The organism is Streptomyces sp. NPDC003038 (genome assembly GCF_040611115.1).
Taxonomy (GTDB): domain Bacteria; phylum Actinomycetota; class Actinomycetes; order Streptomycetales; family Streptomycetaceae; genus Streptomyces.
Map to the genome: position 1 here is coordinate 1 of NZ_JBEXNN010000026.1, position 24,708 is coordinate 24,708.

Sequence of the window (24,708 nt, forward strand, 5' to 3'; positions counted from 1 at the left end):
GCCCCCCACACCCCGCCCCCCCCCCCGCCCCGGCCCCCCCCCCCCCCGCGCCGGCCCGAAGGCCTCCACCCCGTCGGGCCGAGCCCTGCGATCAGCGGAACTTGAGGAAGTTGAAGCCGAGGCCGAGGCCTCCGGCGCCGCCGTTCCCGCCGCTGCCGCCGATCCGGCCGTTGCCGCCGTCTCCGGCCGCGCCACCGGCGCCGCCGTCCTTGAGGCTGTCGCCGCCACGGCCGCCGTCGCCGCCGTTGCCGCCGCGCTCCTTGCCGTCACCGCCGCCGCCGCCCTGGCCGCCGCCGCCGCCCTGTTCGAAGACGCCGATGCCGCCGTTGCCGCCCTTGCCGCCGTTGCCGCCTACCTTGCCTTCGCCACCGCCGCCACCGCCGCCGCCACCGCCGCCGGTCCGCCAGCCGAAGCCGCCGTCGCCGCCCGCGCCGCCGTCGCCGCCCTTGCCCTTGACGCTGGCCCCACCGGCGCCGCCGGCGCCGCCTCCGCCGCCGACCTCGCCGCTGCCGCCCTTTCCTCCGGCCCCGCCCTTGCCGCCGTCCTGTGGGAAGGCGAGGGCGGCAGCCGCGTAAGTCGGCGTCGGAGCCGCCGTCGCGACGGAGGCCGGGAGGAGGACCCCTCCGGAAATCACAGCAGCCGAAGCAACCAGCGTCGCAATGCGAAAGCTCCGACGCTTGGGCCGAACGACATCGTTGGTGTGAATCTTGCGGATCATGGCCTTCTCCTACCATTCAAAGGGATATGTGATTGCCCGGAATTCCCGGGATGCGGTGACGTCGGTGGGATGAGGAATTACTTGCGAGGTATTCCGTCTCTCCTTGTCGCCTCGTTTCCTTTTCGGTGAGGCCCGCACCACAAGTAAGCCCCGACCGGCACACCCCGGTCACGTTCCGGAAAGTCGGGACTTGACACGCCCCAAAGCAGGAGCTAAAAGGCCGCGGCTAGCCAGAACCCGCGGCGGCCGCGTTTGCCACGGATCGGCGGCATGGCAGCCGGCATCGCCGGAGGGGCGCCTCCGGTGAGCGTGGGTGTGAGGGGATGCCGGTGGTGTCACAGGTCAGGTGGTCTTTGGCGCCGGCCCGCGAGGTCGACCGGGCTCCGCCTGGTTCCGGCCGCCCCCGAGCACCCTGACGAGCGAGCTGTCGATCACCGCCCTCGACAGACCGAGGCGGCCGTCCGCAATTCGGTGGAGGTTCTTCGGCCCTGCGCGATGCGGGCAGCACCGGTGGGGAGTGCGACCTGTCCCGCCACAGCCGTGAGGACCTGGACACGGTCGCCCAGGCCCTCAGCAGGCGGCCACGAAAACGCTCGGCTGGGAAAACCCAGCCGAGCGCCTGCCTAAACTGCCGACCACCACACGTCAGTGATCACGTGCTGCGACGACCCTCGGAATCACCTCAGTCACTCCGGCGAGGGTCATCCGGACTGCTCCTCGTTGCCGGGCTCGTTGCCGGGGTTCTGGCCTGGGCCGTTGCCGGGGTTCTGGCCGGGGTCCCTCCCGGGCTCGTTCCCGGGGTCCTTTCCGGGGTTCTGGCCCGGGTCCTTACCGGGCTCGCTTCCGGGGTCCTTACCGGGGTTCTGGCCGGGGTTCTGCCCTGGGTCCTTCCCGGGCTCGTTGCCCGGGTCCTTGCCGGGGTCCTTGCCGGGGTTCTGGCCGGGGTTCTGGCCGGGGTCCTTGCCGGGGTTCTGGCCTGGGTCCTTGCCGGGCTCGTTGCCCGGGTCCTTGCCCGGCTCGTTGCCCGGGTCCTTGCCGGGGTCCTTGCCGGGGTTCTGGCCTGGGTCCTTGCCGGGCTCGTTGCCCGGGTCCTTGCCCGGCTCGTTGCCCGGGTCCTTGCCGGGGTCCTTGCCGGGGTTCTGGCCTGGGTCCTTGCCGGGCTCGTTGCCCGGGTCCTTGCCCGGCTCGTTGCCCGGGTCCTTGCCGGGGTCCTGGCCGGGGTCCTTGCCGGGGTCCTTGCCGGGGTCGTTGCCCGGGTCCTTGCCGGGGTCCTGGCCGGGGTTCTGGCCTGGCTCCTTGCCGGGGTCCTTGCCGGGGTCGTTGCCCGGGTCCTTGCCGGGGTCCTGGCCGGGGTTCTGGCCTGGCTCCTTGCCGGGGTCGTTGCCGGGGTCCTTGCCGGGGTCCTGGCCGGGGTCCTTGCCGGGGTTCTGGCCTGGCTCCTTGCCGGGGTCCTGGCCGGGGTTCTGGCCTGGCTCCTTGCCGGGCTCGTTGCCGGGCTCGTTGCCGGGGTCCTTGCCGGGGTCCTGGCCGGGGTCGTTGCCGGGGTCGTTGCCCGGGTCCTTGCCGGGGTCCTGGCCGGGGTTCTGGCCTGGCTCCTTGCCGGGCTCGTTGCCGGGGTCCTTGCCCGGGTCCTGGCCTGGGTCCTTCCCGGGCTCGTTGCCTGGGTCCTTGCCCGGGTCCTTGCCCGGGTCCTTCCCGGGGTCCTTGCCCGGGTCCTTACCTGGGTCCTTGCCCGGCTCGTTGCCGGGGTCCTTCCCGGGGTCCTTGCCCGGGGCCTCGTGCTCCTTGTCCTTGTCCTTGTCCTTGTCGGGGAGCTTCTCCACTGATCCCGGATGGGGCGGGGGCAGGACCGGGTACGGCGAGTCGGGGGTTTGGCCCTTCGGGGGAGGGACCTCGTGGTCGTGCTTGCCCTCCACGTCGCCGCTCGGGCGCTCGTACCATCCCTTGCGGTCATGGTCGAACATCGTGACGGTCTTCACCGGCTTCTCGGCGGGTTTGACCGCAACGAGGTCGGAGGACTGGAACGACGACCACTCCTTGCCGTTGTACGTCTGCTGGCCCTTGACGGCGACGGGCGGGGTCAGAGGGTTGCCGCAGGCACAGCGGACGCGAGGTACGGCGCGGTCGTCGACCAGGACGGACGTGCCGGCCTGCAGGACGGCCTGATAGCTGGTGGGCGCCTCGGCCTTGTACCCGTGGTTGGTGACCCGGGTGTCCCAGCTCAGCCGAACGGGCGTCAGCGACCGTAGATAGGAAGGGATCTCGGGCTGCTCGATGCCCAGGGGGACGGCGAAGGCCTTCCCCTTGTCCGTGTGCTGCGTGAGGAACTTGATCTGCTTCTCGACGTCGCAGCTCGCGACGTTCCGCGTGCCCCCGTACAGCCCCGGGTGCGCACCGTTGACCTCGAGGGTGCGCGTGCCGCTCGTGCCGCCCTTCGCCTTGCCGGGGGCTGCGGGCGTGACTTCGGTGTCCTTGGACACCGTGGCCGTCGAGGGGGTGAACGGATCGGGGCCGGCCGCCGAGGCGGCCTGGAGGAAGACCTCTCCGCCGGCTGCCTTCTCCCCGCCCATGACGGTGAAGGCGAGGACCACCGCCGTCGCCATCACCACCGCGGTGCTGGCACTCAGCACGGTTCTGCGCGACCGCCACCCGTGAGCCGGCCCTCCGTGGCGCCGGCCCGGCTCACCGGGCTCGCCGCTGCCGGCCGGCCCCGGCGGGGGCGGAGGCCCTGGTGGCGGCGGTGGCCCCGCTCGTGGCGGAGGCGCCGGCGGCGGAGGCTGCTGATTCGTCGGCCGAGCGGACAGCGGACCGGACGGGGGGCCGGTCGGGCGCTCGGACGAAGGAGGTAGGGAACTCACGACACTCTCCCCCCGACGTAGGACATCGGGAAAACGACGGCTATCCGCATCTGCTCGCTCCTTATCGCCATTATGGCCTCCACGCCTGGAGGCGTGAATCATGGAAATTCCGCTCCCGCGAAAAAAGGTGAAGAGGCGGCCGGACGGGCCCGTCTCTTCACGAGTTGACGCGGGTGGGCCGGCCGCTGTGCGTGAGCCCACGTCTTGAGTAAGCCCCTGGCCCCGGGTCGCGTCATGTCGCGATTTCTCGGGGCTTGACAGGTGACAGTGGCCCCGCTGGGCAGATGTGACCCGGCCAAGGCCAAGGCCAGGGAGTGGCGAGGGGACGGCTGCCGCCGCCGGCTGAGCAGGCCGGCCGGCCGCGTCAAGGGTCCGGTACCCGTCACGGTCGAGCTCATCGGGATCGTCGAAGATCCGGGTCGGACAGCCAGGGCCGGCCGACGGCCCGTGCGTGCGGTAGCGCACTCGTTCCTGTCAAGACACGAATTTCCGAGACATGACATGCGGTCTTTCGGCCGTGCCTAGTGGACCCAGTACCTCACTCGGACAGCGTGAGGCCGACCGTCGGCCGGAAACGTTCTCGCGCCGAACTGCCGCACACCGACATGGGAGAGGCGAGTGGCGATGACTTCTGAGAGCAGCACGGTTCGATGCGTGCGGAAAATGACCACGGGCTGTGTATGCGCGCTTCGCGAGAGCTGTGGATCACGTACGTCGGCCCTTCAGGAAGTCAGGCGCTGGGCGGCCGCAGATCAGGTACCGGCAGAATCCGACGGTATCTCCCTGGCCCGGTCCGTCACGGAACACGTGCGGCGGACAGGAAAGCATTTCCTACCGGAGCGAATGCTGGCCCAGTTGAGTGATATCCGGCATCGGCACGCCACAGGCCGCCCGTTCCTCAACGCTTTTCTCGACTGCATGCTCGACAAACACGAGGGGCGTTTCTGGAATCGCACCTACCTCGCGCTGCCGGTCCTGGAGCTTCTCATGGAAGAACGGCATTCCGCGCTGAGCGCGGACCGGATGTCCACCATGCTCATGTCCGACGTCGTTCGTTTCGAGATCAAGGCGGCAGGCGGGTCGCGCGAGGGGCCCGGCCGGGGCCGGCCGGATCCGGCGACGCTGGGCCCGCGGCTGCGGCATGCCCTGCGGTTCGTGACGGAGGGCCTCGGCCGCTCGGAGGCCGGCGACTTGCCGTCACGGACGGCGCACATGCCCCAGTCCCGCCTGGAAGATCTCGTCGATCACCTGCCCCCGCCACCGGCGACGGATGCCTGGCGGTGGATCGACGTTACCGTCCAGCCCGTCTACGTACTGCATGACGAGTACTTTTTCATCCGCGTCCTCCAGACCCACGAAATGCTCTTCACCGCGATATCGGCAGACATGAAGGCAGCCATCGGGGCATTGCGCGCAGGGCACCTGGAAGAAGGCGTGGAGCGAATAGACCATGCGGTTGCGATGTTCGAACGCGCCGCTGCACTGTTCCGCATAGTCGCCACGATGCGGGCGGAGCAATTCTCCGCTTTCCGGCAGTACACCCAAGGCGCCAGCGCTATTCAGTCCGAACAATACAAACGGTTCGAGAGCCTGTGCGGTGTTCCGCCCGTCCCGCGCCTGCGCTCGGTCGCCTTCACGAGTGTGCCCGCCGTACAGGCCGAGGCGGAGCACGCCGGCCATGACACCGTTACCCAGGCATATCTCGACCTCCGCGGCGAGGGAGGTTCCGGCCGGGCGGAGTGGAACCGCCTCGACGCGGCGCTCAGCCGGTTGGAAAGCAGACACCAGCGGTGGAAGTCAGCCCATCGCAGCCTTGCCGTGCGCATGCTCGGCGATGCGCACGGCTCGGGGTACACCGATGGCGTTCCGTACCTGACGCAATGCCTGGGGAACCGGCTGTTCTGGCAGCTGGGCACGAGCCTTTGAACCGTGCCCCGTCCGCGCCCTGGCCCGGCACCCGAGCCCGCGAACTCCTCGCCCGATGCTGGGACGTCCTACGCGCGCGTGTCCCCTCTCTCCTTGGAAAAGGGCCCCTGGCGCGATGTCGGGGTGCGGCCCCCGTCGCGGCCCTGATGGCCTGGGCCGCACCCCGTACGGTCGAACGTACTCTCGTACCGGCCGGCATGCGTTCCCCGGCCCGGAGTGCGTCGACTCGGGTGCGGCATGTACAGGCATCCGCTCCGGTTCCCGCGACCGCGTCACCGCCGAGGACGTACCCGGCTTCGGCGCGGGCACGGCCCCGGCGGCGGAAGAGGGTGGGTGCTGAGATCAACCAGCCCGTGCCCTGACCAACCGGTCATGAGCCCGCGGTCACCGCACGGCCTTCAGTCGTCCAGGCTGATCTCGAACACCGTGTACTTGTCATGGCGGGTGAGTCTCGCTTCACCTGTGGCGCCTCGGTAGGCACCGGTCCCTCCCAGCACCGCGGCGGTCCAGGTGTACGGGCCGGGGCCCGAGCGGTCCTGCATGGATCCCATGTTGATGCTGCCGTCTTTGGTCTGTGCGATGCCATGGCAGTGGGAGACGAGCCCGCCCCGGGTGACGTGGACGACGCTGCACTGGGAACTGGTCTCCCCGATCCTTCGACCGGGCTTGCCGTCTTTTGCCTGGTAGAGCTTCCGGTAGATGGTCCATGTGTCACCGATACGCGCGGTGGGCGTCTGCGTACTGGTCTCTTCCACTCCGATCCAGTGCAGCACTTGTCTGTCCAGCTGGGCCGGCCGCGGGTCGGACAGGAACGTGAACGCGCTCGTGGCCAAAGCCACGGAGACAGCGGCGGCTGCTGCGAGAGCACGGCCGGAACGGGAACGGAGCATCAGACCTCCAGGGCACAGTCGGGGGACGGGGAACCAGATCGCGCTCGGCCGATCCAGTGCCAGCCCACCTTGCACCGCCGCGAGCGGTCCGTCGTTCCCCGGCCGGACGACTGTCACTCGTACGGCCACACGCAATGCCTCCCATGGCCCACGAAACGGCCACCGCCCGGCCACCGCCCGGCCCGGCCCGTCAGGGCGAGCGAACCAGCGAGCTTCCGCAGCGCGCCACTACGGCGGCACGCTTCCGGTTCAGGCGATTCCCACCGTGTACGCGGCACGGTATCCGGCGCCCTCGGGCGCGGGGGCGAGTGTGAGGGCGGCCCCCGAGTCCTGGTAGCGGTCGTCGCGGGTGTTGGGGTGCTCGGGGACCCGGCGCTGTGCGTAGGGCTGGCGCGTGTACACCTTCTTCAGCAGGTCTTCGGGGAAGAAGAGCTGCGAGGAGGTTTCGGTGCGGTTGTCGGGCCGTACTTTGAAGTGGATGTGGGGAGCCAGTTCCGCGTACCAGCCGGGCACGATGGTCCGGAACGTGCACCGCCCGGCGCTGTCGGTGATCTGGGTACCGCGCAGGAACGTGGCGCCGTCACTGGAGTAGTCACCCGCCGCGTCGGCCTGCCAGACGTCGACGGCGGCGCCCTCCAGCGGCCGGCAGCCCTGGGAGGTCCGGACGATGGTCAGGTCGAGCCGGAAGGGCACGCCCTGCCGGTCTTCGGTGATGTCCGAGCGGACCCGGTCGAGGTCGAGGTAGTAGGGCCCGGCACCCCACTCGGTGGTCAGGACACAGGCCGGCGTGGTCGCGCCCGACCGAGGCCTGCGGGGGGAGGCATGCTCCGGCTCCTTGACGGCGGCGGCCGGCGCGGCGCAGGCGGCGGCCAGTGTGGCCGCCGCGGCCGAGCCTGCTGCCAGGAGAACCGTACGACGGCTGGTGGGGGAGGTGTCGTTCTCGGCCATGGGGAATCCTCGGGGTGATATCGGGCCGTCGCGCCCCGACGGCCTGCCGGCACCAACCTGCCCGAATGCGCGGGCTGCGGCCATCACCGACACGGCTCCCTGTCGGCCGGCCGAGTTCCGCCCGCGCGCACGGTCCAGGCCGCCGCCGAGGCAGGTCCGCCCGCGCGCACGGGCCCGCACCGCCGCCGAGCACGGCCCACACCGCCCGCGCGCACGGGCCCGCACCGCCGCCGAGCACGGCGGCGAGGCCCCTGCGGCCCGGCCGGACCGGGGAGTTCGGCCTGCACGACCCGGCGGCCGTGCCGGCGGAGCCCGGCTTCCACACCCGCCCGGCGTCGCGGGAGGAAGGAGTCGATGCCCGGCGAGCGCCCGCTCCGCGTGCTTCTCTTGCTGAATGGATATCTCCGCTGGACGTCCTCACCCGCTCGGCGCGACCTATGACGGCTCCGGGACGAACTTCGCCCTCTTCTCCGACTGCGCCGAGACGGTGGAGCTGTGTCTGATCGGCGATGACGGCGCCGAACGGCGCGTGCCCCTGCCGGAGGTGGACGGCGGGGTCTGGCACGGCTGGATCGCCGGGGTGGGGCCCGGGCAGCGCTACGGCTACCGCGTTCACGGCCCCTGGCGCCCGCAGGAGGGGCTGCGCTGCAATCCGGCCAAGCTCCTTCTCGACCCCTACGCCAGGGCCGTAGACGGCCAGATCGACGGGGACGCTTCCTTGACCGGGCACGACCCGGAGGACCCGGCGCGTCCGGACGGCCGCGACAGCCTCGGTCACGTACCGCTCGGCGTCGTCACCGATGGAGGATTCGACTGGGAGGCAGACGCGTCGCCCGGCCACGCCTTCCACGACTCGGTCATCTACGAGGCGCATGTCAAAGGGCTGACCCGCCGCCACCCCGACGTCCCCGAAAACCTGCGCGGCACCTACGCCGGCGTTGCGCACCCTGCCGTCATCGGGCACCTCAAGGAACTGGGCGTCACCGCTCTGGAACTGATGCCGGTGCACCAGTTCACCCAGGACGGCTTCCTCACCGACCAGGGGTTGACCAATTACTGGGGCTACAACACCATCGGCTACTTCGCCCCCCACAACGCCTACGCGTCCACCGGCAGCCGCGGCGGCCAGGTCACCGAGTTCAAAGCCATGGTCAGGGACCTGCACCGCGCCGGGATCGAGGTCATCCTCGACGTCGTCTACAACCACACCGCCGAGGGCAACGAGAACGGCCCCACCCTCTCCTTCCGCGGCATCGACAACCCTTCCTACTACCGCCTGGTCGACGACAGCCCGGCCCACTACTTCGACACCACCGGCACCGGCAACAGCCTTCTGATGCGGCACCCGGCCGTTCTCCAGCTGATCATGGACTCGCTGCGGTACTGGGTCACCGAGATGCACGTGGACGGATTCCGGTTCGACCTCGCCGCCACCCTCGCCCGTCAGTTCCACGAGGTGGACAAGCTTTCAGCCTTCTTCGACATCGTCCACCAGGACCCGGTCATCAGCCGCGTCAAACTCATCGCCGAACCCTGGGACATCGGCGAAGGCGGATACCAAGTCGGCAACTTCCCCGCCCTGTGGAGCGAATGGAACGGACGCTACCGCGACGCGGTCCGCTCCTTCTGGCGGGGCGACGAGTGCTCCCTGCCCGAGTTCGCGGCACGTTTCGCGGGCTCCGCCGACCTCTATCAGCCAGACCGCCGGCGCCCGCGCGCCGGCATCAACTTCATCACCGCGCACGACGGCTTCACCCTCCGCGACCTCGTCTCGTACGAGAGCCGGCACAACGAGGCCAACGGGGAGGACGGCCGCGACGGCGAGGCCGACAACCGCTCCTGGAACTGCGGCGCTGAAGGTCCCACCGACGACCACGGCATCCTCACCCTCCGTTCCCGCCAGCAGCGCAACCTGCTGGCCACCCTCTGCCTGTCCCTGGGCGTGCCGATGATCTCCCACGGAGACGAGCTCGGCCGTACGCAGCAGGGCAACAACAACGCCTACTGCCAGGACAGCGAACTGACCTGGATCGACTGGGACCTCAACGACACCAACGGGGAGCTCCTCGCGTTCGCCCGGCGCGCCCTCGCCCTGCGCCGCGACCAGCCCGTCCTGCGAAGGCGCCACTTCCCCCAGGGAGCGCCGTCGCACGAGGCGGCACCGGAGGCCGACATCGTGTGGCTGCGACCGGACGGCGACTGCATGGGGGTGCAGGACTGGGACCGGCCCGAGGCCCGCAGTATCGCCGTCTACCTCTGCGGGGACCACCTGCCGGCGAACAGCACGCCAGCCGCCTCCCGGCGGCCGGATTCGCTGCTGCTGCTGTGCAATTCCGCCGATGAAGGCGTCACCTTCCGCCTTCCTCCCGCCGCCTACGGTGAGACGTGGAGCGTGGTTCTCGACACCACCGGTGGCGACGACGTGCAGGACGAAACCGAGATCAAGGCGACGGCGACGACGGTCCTGCCTTCCCACAGCCTGCGCGTCCTGCGCCGCCCGGCGAAGACGCCGTGAGCGCCGGACCTCACGCCGCGGGACCGGCGTACGCTGCCCGCTGGGTCGACCACCCCCGCCGGCACCACGGGAAGCCGGTATGGGCTGCGGACCGACTGTCTGACGCGGCCGTTCGGCGGCCCGGTCGGCGGCGGTACGGGGGCTACCGTGGACCGGCATGAGGAAGGATGAGGCACCACATCGCCCGGGCCCGCACCCGGACCCGGACCCGGACCCGTACCCCGGACTGGTGCCGGGTCGGCGCCGGTTCGTGTGGGCGGTGACCGCGGCGACGGCGGTGGGAGCCGGGCTGGTGTCCGGCGATTCCGGGATGTCCACCGCCTCCGTGGCACGGCGGGCGCGGCCGGCCACGCCGGAGACGGCCCTGCGGGAGCTGGAGGCGGGCAACCGCCGCTGGCGCACCCTGCACGAGCGGCACCCGGACGAGGGCCGAGCCCTGCGGCGGACGCTGGTGGGCGGGCAGCACCCCTTCGCCGTGGTGCTGGGCTGCGTCGACTCCCGGGTGCCCCCGGAACTGGTCTTCGACCAAGGGCTGGGGGACCTGCTGACGGTCCGGTCGGCGGGGGAAGTCCTGGACGAGGCGATCCTGGGCAGCATCTCGTACGGCGTCCTGGAGCTGAGCGTGCCGCTGATCGTGGTGCTGGGCCACCAGGGCTGCGGGGCCATCGCGGCGGCCGTCCTCGCCGACGAAGGCGGCGACGCCCTGCCGGCCCACGTCCGCTACCTGGCGGACCAGATCCGCCCGGCGATCGACCGCACGCTGCCCGGCGGCGCCCGGCTGGACGCGGCCGTCACCGCGAACGTCCGCCGGGTACGCGCACGGTTGGCGGCCGAGCCCGACCTGGCGCCCCGGATCGTCGCAGGGAGGCTGGCGGTGGTCGGAGCCCGCTACGAGCTCTCCACCCAGCGCGTGAACCGCATCGACTGACCGGCCCCACCCGGCCGGGCCGGGCAGCAGACGTCCGACGGCCTGGTCCTCGACGGGGCGAGCTCGTCGCGTGGGACAGCGAGGGGCCGGCGCCGCCTGCGGCCGGAGCGCCTGCGCCCCGGCCGCCAGAACGCCGGGGCAGCGGACGGCCGAGTTCCCCCAACTTCCCCTGGAGAAGAAGCAATCCCTGCCTTCGGGGACGGGAGCATGCCAAAACCTCGTAGGCTGCGGGAGCGGGGAAGGTCGCGGGAGGGGGATCCACATGTCCTTGCAAAAGGGTGCCAACGTACCGGTGGCGAGTAACGGGGTCCGGGTGGAGCTGGGTTGGCAAGCAGGTCCCGGAGCCCCTGATGTGGACGCGTCGGCTCTGTTGCTGACGGCGGCCGGCAAGGTGCGGTCGGACGAGGACTTCGTGTTCTACAACCAGCCTGTGCATCGCAGTGGTGCTGTGCGTCACGAGGGCAGGCGCCAGGACGGCACGGGCGCGCTCGAGACGATCGGGGTGGCGCTGTCCGCGGTGGAGCAGGAGATCGGGACCGTGGTGGTCGCGGCTTCCACCGACGGCACGTTCGGTCAGGTGTCCGGCCTGTTCGTGCGCGTGCTGGACGCGGAGAGCGGCGCCGAGACGGCGCGGTTCGACGCCACCGGTGCCACATCGGAGACGGCGTTCGTGCTCGGGGAGCTGTATCGGCGCAACGGCGCATGGAAGTTCCGGGCGGTGGGCCAGGGATACGCCTCCGGCCTGGCAGGGCTCGCCACCGATTTCGGTATCACCGTCGACGAGCCCGCCTCACCTCCGCCGGCGCAGCAGGCAGCGCCCGCGCCGCAGCCCCCTGCGCCCGCGCCACGTCCCACCACGCCGCAGGTTCCGCCGCCCGCGCGTGCCCAGCCCGTACGGCTGTCGAAGATCACGTTGACGAAGGCAGCGCCCACGGTGTCGCTGACCAAGCAGGGGGCCACCTCGGGAGGCATGCGGGTCAATCTCTCCTGGAGCGCCCCCAAGCCGCCGCGTAGCTGGATGAAGAAGGGAAAGGACGCCGTCCGGCTGGAGGACGTCGACCTGGACCTCTCCTGTCTGTGGGAGCTGCAGAACGGAGCGATGGGGATCGTCCACCCCATCAACAACCAGTTCGGCTCGTTCGACCAGCCGCCGTACATCCGGCTGGACCAGGACGACCGGACCGGCGGCAGTGAGGCCGGTGAGAACCTCATGATCAATCTTGATCACGCGGCCGAGATCAAGCGCATCCTGGTGTTCGTGGTCATCTACGCCGGGGCGTCCAGCTTCGCGGGTCTGCACGGGGTCGCCACGCTGTATCCGCCCACCGGTCCGCCGATCGAGATGCGCCTGGACGAATGCACCGTTCCTTCGCCGGTCGCTGCGATCGCACTGATCGAGAACGTGGACGGGGAACTGATCGTCCGGCGAGAGGCGAAGTACCTCTTGCTGCCGCCCGGCATCCTCAAACAGCAGGCCGCAGATATCGAGTACGGCTGGGGGATGACCTGGCACCCGGCCGGTAAGGACTGACCGACTTCGCCCGTCGCCGCGCGCGTACGGGTCCCGCACGGCCGACCCGGTACGGACGGGCCCCGACCTGCTGCTGAGCGCCTCGCCCGGTTCCGGCCGGTCGGGGGCGCTCTGACGCTCGCACACGGGCCGCCTGTGACGAAGCAGGCTTGTTGGCAAGGGGCGGCGTGGGTTGTCGCTGGTCAGCAGGCTCTGACGAGCTCCATCAGCCGCACGGGGTCGGCGCACCTCGTTGTCCCAGGCTGGGACGTTCCGACTCGGCGCAGGCCCTCGGCCCCTCGCCCCGACCGGTACCACCGTCGACGCGGTCTGCCCCGGCTGGTTGTGTTCCTCGGTCAGGGCCAGATGCTCCCGATGGAACATCGCCGAGCGGTGCGCGTCCAGGGCGGCCGCGAAGTCGGTGACGGCGCTGAGCTGGTCCTGGCGGTGGCTGTCGGCGCGCTGCTCGGCGCGTGCGGTGCGTGCCGAGCGGTGCTGGAGGAGTCCGGCGGTCAGGGCGCCGGCGAGGGTACCGAGTACGGCAACGATCGAAGGCCATATGGACATCAGGTGCGGGTCCTCTCGAGTAGTCGGTTTCGGTGGTGAGGTCGGCGGACAGCGAGGTACGCGGCGGCGCCTTCGGTGGCCGGGTTACGCCTGCGGCGCTCCGGAGCGGTCAGTTTGCGGCTGGGGTCAGAGATTAGGAGTCCGGGGCCATGATCACTTGCTCCGAGCCGACCAGCACACGAGACGGCCGGAAGCAAGTACCAGCGCGCTCCCAGAACTCAGCAACATGTTTCTTGTCGCTCACGGAGCGTTCCAGCGGTGACCGACAAACGTTGCTGGCTCCCGGCGGTAAAACCACCTGACCGAATGCCGGGACGTCCTCCAGCTCCACGTCTAGGCGCAACCGCGAGCCGCATGCAACTGAAGCGGCAGGCACGGCCTGCGGAAGTGTCCGAGGCGGCGTAGCCGTCATGCCGGAACCACTGCTGCCCCTGCCGCCAGCCTGGGACCAGCTCCTGGTGATACGCCGCTGGCTGGAGCTGACCCTCGCCCGCGTCGATGAAAGGATCACCGCAGTCCGGGCCGCCGAAGAAGAGCAGGCCCGCCGCCGACCGTTGCCCCAGCTGCCCAGCTGGTGGATCGAGTACGGCATCGGCGCCGTCCGGAAGCCGGATCGCGTCCACACAGGCGCCTGCCGGGTCACTAGCCGCGGCCGGGCCGCCACCCGGGAGTCGGTCCTGGAGGTCCTGCGGACCGTGCCTTCGGTGATTGCGTGCCCGCTCTGCCGCCCCGACAGTGAGCTGGGCCTGCTCGATAGCTGATCGAGGCGGGACGGTTGCAGGATTTGATGAGCGCTGTCGGCGTCAGGGAGGCGGGCCTGTCGGCTTGATCAGCTGGTTGATCAAGTTGTTGTTGGCGCCGCCGCTACTCATTGCGTAGGGCTTCGACCCGCTGCACGAGGCCGATCCGCACCTCGGCACGCCACGCGCACCGTGGGGTACGAGGGCGCTACTGGGCAAGCACGGTGAACCTCTCCTCAAGCATCTGGCAGAACACCGCGATGCGAGGCTCGGTCGACGGGATCACGGGTACGAGGCTGCGGAGGCCAATGATCAGCAAGCGCACCTGCCCAGGAGGGTCAGCGGCGTCCAGAAACTCCGCGAGACACTGCTCGGCCTGTTCCCAGCGCCCCCAAAGGCAGTAGGCCAGGACGAGGTTGTCCGCTTCGAAAGCACCGCGCTTCTCGGCGGCGGGAGAACCCAGAAGTTCCACTGCACGCGTGAGGTGGTGGTCGCCGCCCGGGTGACCGAGCGCGCACATGGCGACGGCCGTCTCGTAGTGAGTCCATGCGTCATCGGCATCGAGCTCGATGGACCGGGTGAGGTCGGCGAGCGCTTCGGCGTAGTGGCCGAGCAGGCGGTGCGCTACACCGCGGGCGGTGAGCGTGGAGGCATCAGCGGGACGGAGTTCGACTGCGAGACCGTAGTCGGTCAAGGCCTCCTCGTACGCGCCCAGCATGCGATGGCAATCGCCCCTCCTCCTGACGGCCCAGCTGTTGTCCGGACTGATCTCGTGGAGTCGGTCGAAGTCGGCAAGAGCCTCCTCGAACCGGCCTGCATTGGCCCATGCCGTCCCTCGCAGGTGGAAGACCCATGGGAAGTTCGGCTCGTATGCGACGGCGTGATCGAAGTCCGCCAGCGCATCGTCGTGCCGCCCCATCGCCTGGAGGGCGCTGCCACGGCCGGTGAGGGCCCAGGCAGACCCCGGGTCGAGCTCGATGGCGCGGGTGTAGTCAGCCAGGGCATCCTCGTACCGTCCGGCCGCTCGGTAGGTCTCGGCTCTGTGCGTGACGGGCCAGGCACCGTCAGGACTCAGCTCAGCTGCCCGCGTGAAGTCGGCCAAGGCTTCCTCGTGCCGTTCCAGCTTGCGATAGGCGAGACCACGGCTTGTGAAGGCCCAGGCAAGCCCCGGGTCAAGCTCGATGGCCCGCCCGAAATCCTCGAAGGCCTCCTCGTAACGCTCCATCGCCGCATAGGTGCCACCCCGAATCGCCAACGTCTGGGCCTCGTCTTCGGGTGCGGTCGTGAGGAGGCGCGTGAAGTCGTCCAGGGCTTCCTCGTACCGGGCGAGCGCATGGTAGATGCCGGCCCGTGCAGAGGTTGCCCCTTGATGGTCCGGAGCAGTTTCCAACGCACGATCGACGTCTGCCAGGGCCTCCTCGTACCTTCCGGCCACACGGTACAGAGTCCCCCTGCTGACCAGGCTCATAGCGTCGCTTGGATCGAGTTCTATGGCCCGGGTGTAGTCGGCGATCGCCGCGTCGTCTTTCCTGGTGAGTTGTTGAGTCAGGGCCCGGCCGTACCACGCGCGCTCGGCCAGCGGGCTCAGGGTGATGGCTTGGGTGTAGTCGGCCAGGGCCCGGTCGTAGTCCCCGGCGACGCGATGGTCACGGCCCCGGAGGGTCAGAGCCGATGCTCGGCCTACGGGGTCCAGGCCGGGGCGGGCCAGGAGCAGGGTCAGGGCGGCGATGCCTGGGGCAGCCTCATCCAGGGCCGCGCGTAGTTCCTCAGCCCACCCGGTCAGCTCCGGCGAGTCCGTGTCGAAGCCCGCCCCGGCCAGTGCTACGGCCCAGCGGCGCAGGGTGGTGATTCCGTGGTCGTAGGCATCGATGAGTTCGCGCAGCGCGGCCGGGAGGGCGGCGCGGGGATCGGCGCAGAGCCGGTGGTAGGTCTCCTCCAGACGGAGACCGCGCCAGGTCTCATCCGACCACCACCCCGCGGTGGGGGCTGTTGCCTCCTCAAGGTGCTCGCGGCGGTGGCGGAAGGTATCAGCCAGCCGTGTGTGGAGCTGCTCCCAGCGGACCGGCGACTGCCTGCGCTGCAGGCGCAGCATCGCTCCGCGCACCACTTCGTGATAGCGGCAGTGGCCCGAGCGATCGGTAACGAAGGGCATCGACCGCAGCCAGCCGAACAGTTCGGAGGCTTCCTCCTCGACGGCCGCCCGGTATACGTCCTCATCCAGCTCCCGCGGGAACGCGCAGGCCAGGGCGGCGGCCCGACGGGCGAGGTCGGGCTCCCACTTCAGGAACCGCTCGACGGCGGTGCCGCTGGGGTCCCCGATCTCTTCCACCGTTCCCGGCTGCGTCTCGGCCAGGGTGGAGACCAGAACCGGTAGTCGGCCCGAGAGGCGCAGGATCACCTCCACCACCCGCTCGTCGGTGACCCCCTTGCCGGTGAGGAGCCGGCGCGCCTCGGTCTCCGTGAAGACATCCAGCGGCCAGTCGGTGACCAGGTCGTGCCAGTCCTCCCAGGTACGGGCGGCCAGCCGGGACTGACCGGCGAGGGTGACCAGTACGTTCGCGGGGAGTTCCCCGTACCGTTCGGTGCCCAGAACATCGGGCAGCCACGCGTCGAGCATCGGGCCGGTGCGCTCGTAGGTGTCGAAGAACAGCACGATCCAAGGGTGCCGGCGTGCCACCTCGGTGAGTTCCTCGAGGAATACCGGGGTCAGCGCGTCAAGTGGGGACAGGACCAGCTCCACGTCGCCGTGGCTGCGTAGCCGGGTGCTGAGAAGGGCCTTGACGCGGTCCGCGCCGGCGGCGACCTGGTTCGGGTTCACGGCTCCGGTGAAGGCGCCGACTCCGGGGATCATGCCGAGTCCGACCAGACCCAGCTGCGAGGCGATCACGCTGGACGGGGAGGGGGACGCGGACGGGGCGGCGCCCACCGCCGGGTCCGAGGCTGCCGCGGCTGCGGCCAATCCCGCGTCGGCCTCGTGCCGGCGCTGACGATAGGTGGCCAGCAGTCTGTCGAAGCCTTTCAGCGCCAAGCTCTGCTGGGCGAACTGCGCGCTGATGACCTCCATCGTTTCGACCACGTCCGCGACAGACTCGTCCACGTACGCGGTGACGGCCCCGGCCTCGCGGGCGATGGTCTCCAGCTGCCGCACCAGGGTCGATTTGCCGACCCCGGCCGGGCCCCGCACGTGGAAGAGAAACTGAGCCGCCTCCTCCGGGGACTGTCTGAGGGCGTCGCGGAACGCGCCGACCTCGCCCTGCCGCCCGATGAAGCCGACGGAACGCCGTCGCCGAATCAGTTCCTGCCTCGAAGGCCCCCGCCCCGCCATCTGTCAGACCCTTCGGTACGCCACCGGCTGTAGGGACATGTTGTCGCATGGAGGCGGATACCGTCCGGCGAGCATAGGAATCCCGCCGAAGAACGAATGTCCTTCTCGCAGGCCACGTACAGGGCGGTCGCCTGTCCGGCAGTCCGGTCCAGGGCGAACCAGTCGGGGGGCGGAGGAAGGTGTCAATCCGGCCAGGCTAGCGGTACGTGGACGGCGCGCAGAGGGTCGATGAGGTCGGGGAACCGCTCCTCACGGCGTGCCTGGGCGAGGCGGGCGGACAGGCACCGGTACGTCGGCGCGGTGTGCGGGATCAGCGCTTCGAAGACGAGCCGGTAGTAGGCCTGCCGCAGGGTGCAGCCGCCGACCTAGCTGACGGACGCCACGAAGTTCACCCAGTGGACCGTGAGCAAACCCGGCCCCACCCGAGCGCAGGCGAGCCCACTGCCTCCCCGGTCGACAGGAACGCTCAACGGCGTCGACCAGAAGGCGCTGTCGCGGTGCCTGGCCAGCGACCCGGCCACCTGCCTGACCTCAGTACCCGGCCTGTCCGCATGCGTGCAGACCGCCAAGGTCTGCAACGCCGCCGCGCTCCAGAGCGCCCCCCGCTCCTCCGCGCGCGCGGACAGCGCCCCAGGGGAAGTTGCTGACATCGGCGCCCTCGCCGCCGAGTCCTTCGGGGTTGCCCAGAACACCCTGCGCGTGACCACGGAAACCCGAGCCCCCGGCGCCACAGCCACGTTCGGCCTCAGCTCGCAGTCGCCTGCCGCCAGTAACACCGCCGTGGTGACCGTGGAGTCCTCGGCGCCGAACCACGGACTGGAGCAGCGTGGTCTGACCTTCCAGGGCTTCCGCGCTACCTACTCGGCCAGCACCGGCCAGCTCCTGGATGCCTGCTGGGGGCAGCTGTGCCGCTCCTGACCACCACCGCCGTGACCGCCCCGTCCATAGCCGAGGAGCCTTCCGTGCCTGACGGCCGCCCGTCCCTGCCCGGCTGACCCCGTCGGCGCCGAACCGTGACGATGGTCCTGTCCACCGTGCTCATGCTCGCAGCCGGCCTCGGAACAGCTGGTCCAGCCAATGCAGAAACGATTTCGCAGACCGGTCCGAATGCGACGGCCGCAGTCGGTCAGGAGGAGAAGGACCTGCGCACCGAGTGCGCCGCCCATCCGGAGGCCAAGACCCGCAAAGGCTGGGTCAAGAGCCGCTTCGAGACGTGCGTGCACCAGCCCGTGACCCTCAAGCTCGTGGACGACAAGCGCCGCCTGAGGGGCGAACTCTGGTTCGACCTGTGGATCCTCGGTTTCTCCTACGACGGATCCCGCCGTGTCGACTACACCAGCAGTATCGAGAACATCCGCACCAAGGCGGTTGCCGGTGAGAATCCCGCGACGTGGAAGATCGAGCAGAACTTCAGCCACACGATCAACGCCTCGGCCAGCGGCCCCAACCCCCAGATGACCAAACCGGCCGTCACCACCCGCAGTGAGAACATCGCGCAGTGGACCGCCAAACCTTTCTGGCAGCTCAACTACACCTCGCCCGACACCGGGAAACTCGATCCCGTTAACACTCAGGTCGTCTTCGGGATGATCACCCTGGGCATGCGGGTGTCCTCACCCACCGCAGTGCCCTGGACGGATCCCGTCATGGCGTACTCCAGCGTCCGCTTCGACTACGCCGGACCGACTGCCGGCAAGCACAAGGGCACCGTCTTCGCCGAAGCCCGCGTCGAACTCGTGATGAGTCTGAAAGACCCTGCCGTCGACCAGAGCGCCCGGCACATACTCGACGCCCAGCAGCTTCCCGAGCGCACCTTCCCTTCCTGGGCCGGCAAGGCCGTGCCGGGAGCCACCGAGCCCCTCCACCGCCTCATCGACAAGGACAAGCAGGAGAAGAATCGGGAGAAGGCCATCGCGACGTGCAACGATGTGTGGGGTGATTACAAGGGGACGAGGCTCCAGTGCGACGAGTACCCCTTCGCTTCCACCAAAGAAGGCGCTGCCGCCCCGGGAAACAGGTTCTGGCCAGGCTCATCGACGGAACCGGCAATGAGACAGGCGGCCGAAAGCTCAACGAAATGTTCACCCTGAACCGCATTCTCGACGGAGACGCGTTCTACGTGAAGATCACTCCCTGAGCAGTGACGGAGTCCCCAGTCTCTCATCACCGAGTACAGCACCACCGCCCGACCGGACCGCAGGATCGTGGAGGTCTGCGACTCTGACGCCTACCTCGGCGACGACGAGGCGTTGCAGAAGCGGCTATCACCTCTATCTGCACAGCCTTCAACCCGACATCGAAGTACAGGTCACCATCAGGGTCTGGGACACCCCCCAGAAGCCCCCGGAAGACGCTGAGGGCACGGTCCCTGTCTCCCTGGAATCAGAGACGGGCCAACTCGTCGTCAACCAGCTTACCTTCGGGCCGGCGGGCATGATGGACCTGCCCCGGCCCGGCGTCTACGACGGGCACGCGGCATGGAGCGGACGAGATGCCACGGCCGCCTACTACGACATGTGCCTCCAGCGCGCTGTCGATGAGCAATGGGGCGCGGAACAGATCGGAGCAGCGTGGAAACAGTGCTTCACGGCTGAGCAGTACACCCTCGACCTCTGGTTCGTAAGGGAATCCGAACCCGAGGACGAGGACGGGGACGAGGAATAGCCTTGGGGACTGCTCCCCCAAACACCAGGTAAGGCCAGTGACTTCCGTCCACCCGCGCGGGAGCACGGGCCATTCCATCAGCCGCCTGAACATGGAACCATCAGGTTTCCAGATTGCCTGCTGCGGCCCGCCGGCCCTGCAGGGCTCCTGCTCCAGACCCGGCATCCGGGTGCTGAGCGCGGGCCGCACGGTCGTCCTGATCACCCACTGGCCGCCTCCGCCTAGGCAACGTGGACGGCGGCTCTGGACAAATAGGGTGACTTCCTCGACTGCGCCGACGGCATCCGATCCGTGTAGGTCCAAGCGGCCCTTCGCGACATGAGCGTCCGCCTGCGGCGCTTCTGTGCGACATCCCGCGAGTTCCCCTATGCCCTGCTGAGCCCTTGTCCCTGTGGCCAGGGTGTTCGACGAAGGCGGTGACGAATTCCGCCTCGGCCGCGACGGACGTCTCCTCGGCCTCTTGTTCGGTCATCCCGGCGGCCTGGAGGTTCCTGCGCAGCTTCACGCGGTCGAGGACGGCGTGCCGGTAGAACGTGCCGGTGATCAGGGACTGGTAGCCGGTCATGCCTGCGCCCGCGTCGTCGGCCGCGTCGAGGAAATCCAGCGCGTTCTTCTTGCGGTCGAGCTTTGCGTCGTCGGCCGCAGCGTAGAAGTCGTCCACCTGTTCCGCTTCGTGGACGGTGAACGCGTGGCTGCTCTGGACCGCTCCGTCGACGTTCGGGGAGTCCGCGATCTCGGCAAGGAAGCGCCCGTACAGGGCGATGTCGATGGCGTCCCGCGGGGCGAGCGCGGTGAGAACCGCCGCTCGGGTCTCGGCCGGCACCGGGGGCAGCTTGGCATTGGCCGTCGTGGCCTCGCCAACCTCGTCCGCGGGTTGCTCTTCCTGCCCGGCGCTCTTGCGGGCACCCTTCTTCCCCTTGACCGCGGCCGCTGCAGCTTGCGCCGCCAGGTACTCCTGGGTCCAAGACCGGACCGTCTCCGCATGCCCGTCGATGTGGCGCGCGATGCGTGTGCCTGCGTCGGCGGGGGCGAACAGCAGCACACGGGTCAGGTTCGCGACGGTCTTCTTCGCGGGGTCCCCGAACTTCAGGCCGGTGGCCTCGATGACCGCGCGTGCGGTGCGTACGGCCTCGTCCATGTCCCAGCCGTGTTCCGAGGCGAGTGCGCGTGCGGTGATCAGCGCCCACTCGCGGGTCCGGAGACCGGTGCTGCGGCCGGCCAGAGCGCCGATGCCCGCGTTGGCCCGGTTCCGGGCGTGGACCCGCTCCGCCCGCCGCCGCGCCTGACTCGTGATCATGTGGCGTTCTGCGCCCCCGTAGACAATCGACTTGGGCGCCCCGTTCTCGTCACGGACCGGCAGCACGGCCACCAGGGTCTCCAAAAGGTGCAGGGAGAGGAACTGGCTGCCGGTAGAGGTGGAGTTGCTGGTCACGTGGTGGAGTCCTTCTGGAGGGAAGAGGCGGCAGTAAGGGTGGTGGAACGGGCGGCAGCCCGGGCCGCAGGGATGTGGAAGTCCACACCCCACGTGTACGGAACGCGGGCTTTGCGGTCGTGCCATCGGTTCAGGTCGTCGACCAGTTGCGCCCAGGACGGCGGCTGCTGTTCACAGGCCCGCAGGCGCGCGACCGCGTGCTGAAGATGGCGCCAGGGGATGCGGCGGCTCGACACGATGCGGTCGACGAGACGGGCGGCGCCCGGGTCATCAGGCCCCCGCCCGACCTGGCTACCGATACGGCGTGCGGCTTCGCCGAGGCTGCCGTAGCCGAAGGCGGTCTTCGGCCGGCCCTGGTGGTACACCGCGAACAGGAATGCGACCTGACCGTAGACCTCGTGCTGGGCTTCGGTCGGACTGAACCACAGGGCCCGATAGTGAGGTCCCCGCTGGACGCGGGGACGCCGGAGCTCGGCGAGACTCGCGTAGTCGTGGTTGTGGACGAGACTGGCCAGCCAGGCCGTGAGCGCGACACTGCTTTCACTGGTACCGGGGCCTGCGCCGGTCCTGATGGTCATGCGGTCTCCCCTCGTAGCTCGGCGGGCGCGCTCGGCAGGGCCAGCTCGTCGTCGAACCGCCTCAGGGCGGCAGCCCGCGCCTTCGCTCCCTGCGCAGTCCTGGGCAGCGGATCGAGGCACTCGGCAAGGAACTTTCGGGCGGCGCTCGCCACCGTGGCCGCGTACTCGAGAAGGGACGCTTGGACGTCCTCACCCAGCGTGGTTTCCTCCATGAGTACATCGAACGGCTCCCGCGTCGCCGCCCAGTGCTGACCGCGGGCGTCGAAGCGCGCGATCTGGCTGTTCTTGTCGTTCGGCTTCGGGTTCGGGTAGGTCACGCTCCACGCCGCGTACGCCGCCTTGTACAGGGCGGAGGCTAAGAACTCGGCAATGTCCGAACCGCGGTAGGAGGCGAGGTACAGCTTGGCCTCCAGGCCGGGGGCGAACGGGGAAGTGCCGTCGACCCACGTGATGGCGGTGGCCTGTTTCGCCACAAGCCCGACCGTCCACAGCTCGATGCGGCGCGCTGGCTGCTGGCCGGGCTCGGGAGCAACGTCCTCGGCCGGGAAGAGCGCCAGCCTCCGGTACAAGGTGCCACCGTCGTTCCTGCTGATCTCGGAGCGGGCCTCGGCCACAGCTGCGTAAAGAGCATGGGCCTGGCGCCAGACCGCCCGGGTCGCCGAGGCCCACAACGGCTTGCTGGTACCGTCTGCCTTCTTGGCGTACACGGCGTCCTGCAGGTGCTCGTCCGTCAGCACGAGTAGCTCGCCCGCTCCGAGCAGCACCCGGTCCACCTGATCCCCTGCAGGGGTCGGGCGCAGCAGAATCGACCGACCGAGATAGCTGTGCAGGTCGGCAGGACCGGTGACCGGACGGCCACTCGGCTTGGCCTTGAACCCCCGCCGCTCCTTGCCTTGCGGTCCAGGTACGGTTCAGCTCCCCGGGCGCCCCGGAAACCGGAGCCAGGTTGAGGCGCAGCGTCTCGCCGAGAGTGTCCCCGAGCGCGATCACCCGAATCCGGGTACCGAGGCGGGTGGCGGCCAGATTGGTGATGGTGGCCCCGAGGGTTGCCTTGCCGGAGATCCGGGCGCGTCCGGTCGGCCCGTACACGTGCTGGGTGAGCATGGCCCGGAAAGCCTCGGCGACCGGCAGCGGGCTGGCATGCTCCAGATGATGATGGTCAAAGAACTGGTTGTAGTCGCCGACCCGCTCGATCACCAGCTGCGCCGGACCGGCCCCGTGCTCGTCGAGAAACGGAGCGAGCAGCGCGTTCTGTCCCAGAGGCTCCACGGGATGGAACAGGTCCCAGATCTCACCTTCGGGGCGCTGGGCGAGCCACTGGGCAGCAGGCCGGAGGGCGTCTTTCTGATCCACCCAGGCGGGCCACTGCGAAGCCGACTCCGGATATGTGCCGGAGGCGTAGCAGATCGCCAGTAGGAACTCGATGACCGCGACCTTCTCACCCGGCGTGGCGCCTTCCACACACCGCAGGACATCGGCATCGTGGAGCAGCTCCACCAGACTCAGATCGACGAGCCGGTCATCGACGGTCAGCACCGGGACGCAGGGAGACTCCCGAGGATCCCATCGGGGGCGAACGCCCCCTTCGCGCAAGGCGCGTAATTCAGCCACGTTCTGTCATTTCCCCGTTGCTCGTAACAGTTCCTGCTCGAACGGGACAGGACGCTAGCAGGCAGACGCACCCGAAACGACAGATTCAGGAAATCTCTAAATCCGCTATGAGTAAGCGCAGTTGAAGGCTGACGCCCCTCTCATTCCCGGCCTCCCAGCCTGCTCCGCCGTATACCGGAGGCGGGCACTGCGCCTCTGCGAGGGGGACTGCCTGGGAGTCCCCGCTTCGGTATACACCGCACCTGAGGGGAGGGTCCGCCGTGAGTGGTCTACCGTCGGGCGTGCACCGCGTCGACCCCGCGCCCGCGGGGATGGTCCCGGCTATGAGCTGCGCCGCGTTCGCGGTCCGGGGTCGACCCCCCGCCCGCGGGGATGGTCCGATCGACGGCATCCTTGATGAGACCAAAGACATGTCGACCCCGTGCCCGCGGGGATGGTCCGGGGTGCGGGGAGTGCTGGCTCCCGGGCAACGTGTCGACCCCGCGCCCGCGGGGATGGTCCGGTGACGAGCAGGGAGAGGCCTGCCGAGATGGCGTCGACCCCGCGCCCGCGGGGATGGTCCGGTGCTGGCGACGTACCCGCAGCCGACGGAGGTGTCGACCCCGCGCCCGCGGGGATGGTCCCTACCTCGACGGGGAGATCGACGGCCTGCGCTAGTCGACCCCGCGCCCGCGGGGATGGTCCGGCGAAGGCGCGCCGGGCGGCCAAGGCCGACCAGTCGACCCCGCGCGCCCGCGGGGATGGTCCGATGCCCGCGATGAGCATGCTGGATGTGACCGCGTCGACCCCGCGCCCGCGGGGATGGGTCCGTCCGCTATGGAGCGCCTCCTGCTCCTCGCCGACGTCGACCCCGCGCCCGCGCCCGCGGGGATGGTCCGGCGCACCCGAACCAGTGGGCCGGGATTCGAACCAGCTCGCCCTGGGCCGGGCCACCGCGGCGTTCCGTGAGGCGGTCGGTCAGCCGGGCATCGCGGCCGCGTTCGACGCGGAGTTCGGCGCACCGCCCGCGTCCGGCGGATCCCGGGCGGCCTGACCCTTGGAACTGCACATCGACATCCGCTGGCTCCTGGACCGCCAGGAGGAACTCCTCGGCAAGGACCTCGGGGTCCTGGACTACTCGGGTCTGGTCGCCGCGGTCGCCCGCCACCGGGTCAACACCCCGTCCTGGGGGACGGACGAGCCGGACGCGTACTGGCGGGCGGCGGCGCTGCTGGAACAGATCGTCCTCACCCGCCCGCTGCCGGCCCGGAACGAGTACTTCGGCTACGGCGTCGCCGTCGCCTACATCAAGGCTTTCGGCAAGGACATCGACGCCGCCTTCGAACTGTGGCGCGACCTGATCACCGACATCCGCGCCCTGCGGCTGACCGTGTACGACGTCGCTGACCGACTCCGATCCCTGCGCCCGGCTGCCTGACCGGCAGGTGCCCAGCAGCCCTGTGCTGCGTGTGGGCTGTGAGCGGGGGGGCCTTGACCCCAGATTTTGACCACGTCTATG

The 24,708-nt window shown here is 69.7% G+C and carries 18 protein-coding genes, 1 pseudogene and 1 CRISPR repeat array; of the genes and pseudogenes, 10 read left to right on the forward strand and 9 right to left on the reverse strand.

Annotated elements, in window-relative coordinates; genetic code table 11:
- Positions 1 to 91: 91 nt before the first annotated feature.
- Positions 92 to 718, reverse strand: a complete 627-nt coding sequence (locus ABZX75_RS26150) for a hypothetical protein (RefSeq protein WP_355414600.1) — start codon at positions 716 to 718, stop codon at positions 92 to 94.
- A 701-nt stretch (positions 719 to 1,419) separates the two neighbouring features.
- A complete protein-coding gene (locus ABZX75_RS26155; RefSeq protein ID WP_355414602.1) occupies positions 1,420 to 3,348 on the reverse strand; it encodes a DUF6777 domain-containing protein in 1,929 nt (642 codons plus the stop codon).
- 1,071 nt (positions 3,349 to 4,419) lie between these two features.
- Here ABZX75_RS26155 and ABZX75_RS26160 point away from each other — a divergent pair.
- Positions 4,420 to 5,502 (forward strand): tryptophan 2,3-dioxygenase family protein, encoded by a 1,083-nt coding sequence (locus ABZX75_RS26160; RefSeq protein WP_355414604.1) that lies wholly within the window; start codon positions 4,420 to 4,422, stop codon positions 5,500 to 5,502.
- 398 nt (positions 5,503 to 5,900) lie between these two features.
- On the opposite strand, the gene ABZX75_RS26165 is transcribed toward ABZX75_RS26160, so the two are convergent.
- Both ABZX75_RS26165 and ABZX75_RS26170 read right to left on the reverse strand, forming a co-directional pair.
- Complete coding sequence (locus ABZX75_RS26165; protein ID WP_355414606.1) at positions 5,901 to 6,341, reverse strand: hypothetical protein; 441 nt, start codon at positions 6,339 to 6,341, stop codon at positions 5,901 to 5,903.
- Positions 6,342 to 6,641: 300 nt separating this feature from the next.
- On the reverse strand, positions 6,642 to 7,340 hold the full coding sequence (locus tag ABZX75_RS26170; protein WP_355414608.1) for an intradiol ring-cleavage dioxygenase: 699 nt from the start codon (positions 7,338 to 7,340) through the stop codon (positions 6,642 to 6,644).
- A 394-nt stretch (positions 7,341 to 7,734) separates the two neighbouring features.
- Here ABZX75_RS26170 and glgX point away from each other — a divergent pair, with 394 nt between their 5' ends.
- The 4 genes from glgX to ABZX75_RS26190 all read left to right on the forward strand — a co-directional run bounded on the left by glgX (position 7,735) and on the right by ABZX75_RS26190 (position 13,621).
- Positions 7,735 to 9,855, forward strand: coding sequence for a glycogen debranching protein GlgX (gene glgX, locus ABZX75_RS26175; protein WP_355414610.1), 2,121 nt, complete (start codon positions 7,735 to 7,737; stop codon positions 9,853 to 9,855).
- Positions 9,856 to 10,012: 157 nt separating this feature from the next.
- The gene (locus tag ABZX75_RS26180; RefSeq protein ID WP_355414612.1) at positions 10,013 to 10,783 is read left to right on the forward strand and encodes a carbonic anhydrase; all 771 of its coding nucleotides are present in this window, start codon (positions 10,013 to 10,015) and stop codon (positions 10,781 to 10,783) included.
- A 262-nt stretch (positions 10,784 to 11,045) separates the two neighbouring features.
- Positions 11,046 to 12,314, forward strand: coding sequence for a TerD family protein (locus tag ABZX75_RS26185; protein ID WP_355414614.1), 1,269 nt, complete (start codon positions 11,046 to 11,048; stop codon positions 12,312 to 12,314).
- Positions 12,315 to 13,270: 956 nt separating this feature from the next.
- The gene (locus tag ABZX75_RS26190) at positions 13,271 to 13,621 is read left to right on the forward strand and encodes a DUF6233 domain-containing protein (protein WP_355414616.1); all 351 of its coding nucleotides are present in this window, start codon (positions 13,271 to 13,273) and stop codon (positions 13,619 to 13,621) included.
- 187 nt (positions 13,622 to 13,808) lie between these two features.
- Here the strand turns inward: ABZX75_RS26190 and ABZX75_RS26195 are convergent, their stop codons facing one another.
- Positions 13,809 to 16,925: a tetratricopeptide repeat protein gene (locus ABZX75_RS26195; protein WP_355414618.1), complete on the reverse strand. Its 3,117-nt coding sequence runs from the start codon at positions 16,923 to 16,925 to the stop codon at positions 13,809 to 13,811.
- A gap of 402 nt (positions 16,926 to 17,327) precedes the next feature.
- Between ABZX75_RS26195 and ABZX75_RS26200 the strand changes: the two genes are divergently transcribed.
- The 3 genes from ABZX75_RS26200 to ABZX75_RS26210 all read left to right on the forward strand — a co-directional run bounded on the left by ABZX75_RS26200 (position 17,328) and on the right by ABZX75_RS26210 (position 19,589).
- Positions 17,328 to 17,843, forward strand: coding sequence for a hypothetical protein (locus ABZX75_RS26200; protein WP_355414620.1), 516 nt, complete (start codon positions 17,328 to 17,330; stop codon positions 17,841 to 17,843).
- A 101-nt stretch (positions 17,844 to 17,944) separates the two neighbouring features.
- Complete coding sequence (locus tag ABZX75_RS26205; protein WP_355414622.1) at positions 17,945 to 19,015, forward strand: hypothetical protein; 1,071 nt, start codon at positions 17,945 to 17,947, stop codon at positions 19,013 to 19,015.
- A gap of 343 nt (positions 19,016 to 19,358) precedes the next feature.
- Positions 19,359 to 19,589, forward strand: coding sequence for a hypothetical protein (locus ABZX75_RS26210; RefSeq protein WP_355414624.1), 231 nt, complete (start codon positions 19,359 to 19,361; stop codon positions 19,587 to 19,589).
- Between the two features lie 100 nt (positions 19,590 to 19,689).
- Here the strand turns inward: ABZX75_RS26210 and ABZX75_RS26215 are convergent, their stop codons facing one another.
- The 4 genes and pseudogenes from ABZX75_RS26215 to ABZX75_RS26230 form a co-directional block, all read right to left on the reverse strand.
- Positions 19,690 to 21,021 carry a type I-E CRISPR-associated protein Cas7/Cse4/CasC gene (locus ABZX75_RS26215; protein WP_355414626.1) on the reverse strand — a complete coding sequence of 444 codons (1,332 nt, stop codon included), beginning with the start codon at positions 21,019 to 21,021 and terminating at the stop codon, positions 19,690 to 19,692.
- Positions 21,018 to 21,599: a type I-E CRISPR-associated protein Cse2/CasB gene (casB, locus tag ABZX75_RS26220; RefSeq protein WP_355414628.1), complete on the reverse strand. Its 582-nt coding sequence runs from the start codon at positions 21,597 to 21,599 to the stop codon at positions 21,018 to 21,020. Before casB ends, ABZX75_RS26215 begins: the two co-directional genes overlap by 4 nt.
- Entirely contained in the window at positions 21,596 to 22,429 is an 834-nt protein-coding gene (locus ABZX75_RS26225) for a type I-E CRISPR-associated protein Cse1/CasA (protein WP_355414739.1), read from the reverse strand. Before ABZX75_RS26225 ends, casB begins: the two co-directional genes overlap by 4 nt.
- A gap of 115 nt (positions 22,430 to 22,544) precedes the next feature.
- Positions 22,545 to 23,210 (reverse strand): annotated as a pseudogene (locus ABZX75_RS26230) (type I-E CRISPR-associated protein Cse1/CasA); the annotation flags it as partial.
- A gap of 229 nt (positions 23,211 to 23,439) precedes the next feature.
- Positions 23,440 to 24,078: a CRISPR direct-repeat array (repeat unit 25 nt; unit sequence GTCGACCCCGCGCCCGCGGGGATGG).
- Between the two features lie 24 nt (positions 24,079 to 24,102).
- Between ABZX75_RS26230 and ABZX75_RS26235 the strand changes: the two are divergent.
- Both ABZX75_RS26235 and ABZX75_RS26240 read left to right on the forward strand, forming a co-directional pair.
- Entirely contained in the window at positions 24,103 to 24,243 is a 141-nt protein-coding gene (locus ABZX75_RS26235) for a hypothetical protein (protein WP_355414630.1), read from the forward strand.
- 3 nt (positions 24,244 to 24,246) lie between these two features.
- Positions 24,247 to 24,627 (forward strand): toxin Doc, encoded by a 381-nt coding sequence (locus tag ABZX75_RS26240; protein ID WP_355414632.1) that lies wholly within the window; start codon positions 24,247 to 24,249, stop codon positions 24,625 to 24,627.
- The last annotated feature ends 81 nt before the right edge of the window (positions 24,628 to 24,708 follow it).

What these genes read in the sequence shown, in the direction of transcription:
- ABZX75_RS26170 (WP_355414608.1), bottom strand. Translation starts at nt 7,340, where the DNA reads ATGGCCGAGAACGACACCTCCCCCACCAGCCGTCGTACGGTTCTCCTG.
- ABZX75_RS26150 (WP_355414600.1), bottom strand. Translation starts at nt 718, where the DNA reads ATGATCCGCAAGATTCACACCAACGATGTCGTTCGGCCCAAGCGTCGG.
- ABZX75_RS26160 (WP_355414604.1), top strand. Translation starts at nt 4,420, where the DNA reads ATGCTGGCCCAGTTGAGTGATATCCGGCATCGGCACGCCACAGGCCGC.
- ABZX75_RS26180 (WP_355414612.1), top strand. Translation starts at nt 10,013, where the DNA reads ATGAGGAAGGATGAGGCACCACATCGCCCGGGCCCGCACCCGGACCCG.
- ABZX75_RS26195 (WP_355414618.1), bottom strand. Translation starts at nt 16,925, where the DNA reads ATGGCGGGGCGGGGGCCTTCGAGGCAGGAACTGATTCGGCGACGGCGT.
- ABZX75_RS26210 (WP_355414624.1), top strand. Translation starts at nt 19,359, where the DNA reads ATGATGGACCTGCCCCGGCCCGGCGTCTACGACGGGCACGCGGCATGG.
- ABZX75_RS26205 (WP_355414622.1), top strand. Translation starts at nt 17,945, where the DNA reads ATGGTCCTGTCCACCGTGCTCATGCTCGCAGCCGGCCTCGGAACAGCT.
- ABZX75_RS26185 (WP_355414614.1), top strand. Translation starts at nt 11,046, where the DNA reads ATGTCCTTGCAAAAGGGTGCCAACGTACCGGTGGCGAGTAACGGGGTC.
- glgX (WP_355414610.1), top strand. Translation starts at nt 7,735, where the DNA reads ATGGATATCTCCGCTGGACGTCCTCACCCGCTCGGCGCGACCTATGAC.
- casB (WP_355414628.1), bottom strand. Translation starts at nt 21,599, where the DNA reads ATGACCATCAGGACCGGCGCAGGCCCCGGTACCAGTGAAAGCAGTGTC.
- ABZX75_RS26190 (WP_355414616.1), top strand. Translation starts at nt 13,271, where the DNA reads ATGCCGGAACCACTGCTGCCCCTGCCGCCAGCCTGGGACCAGCTCCTG.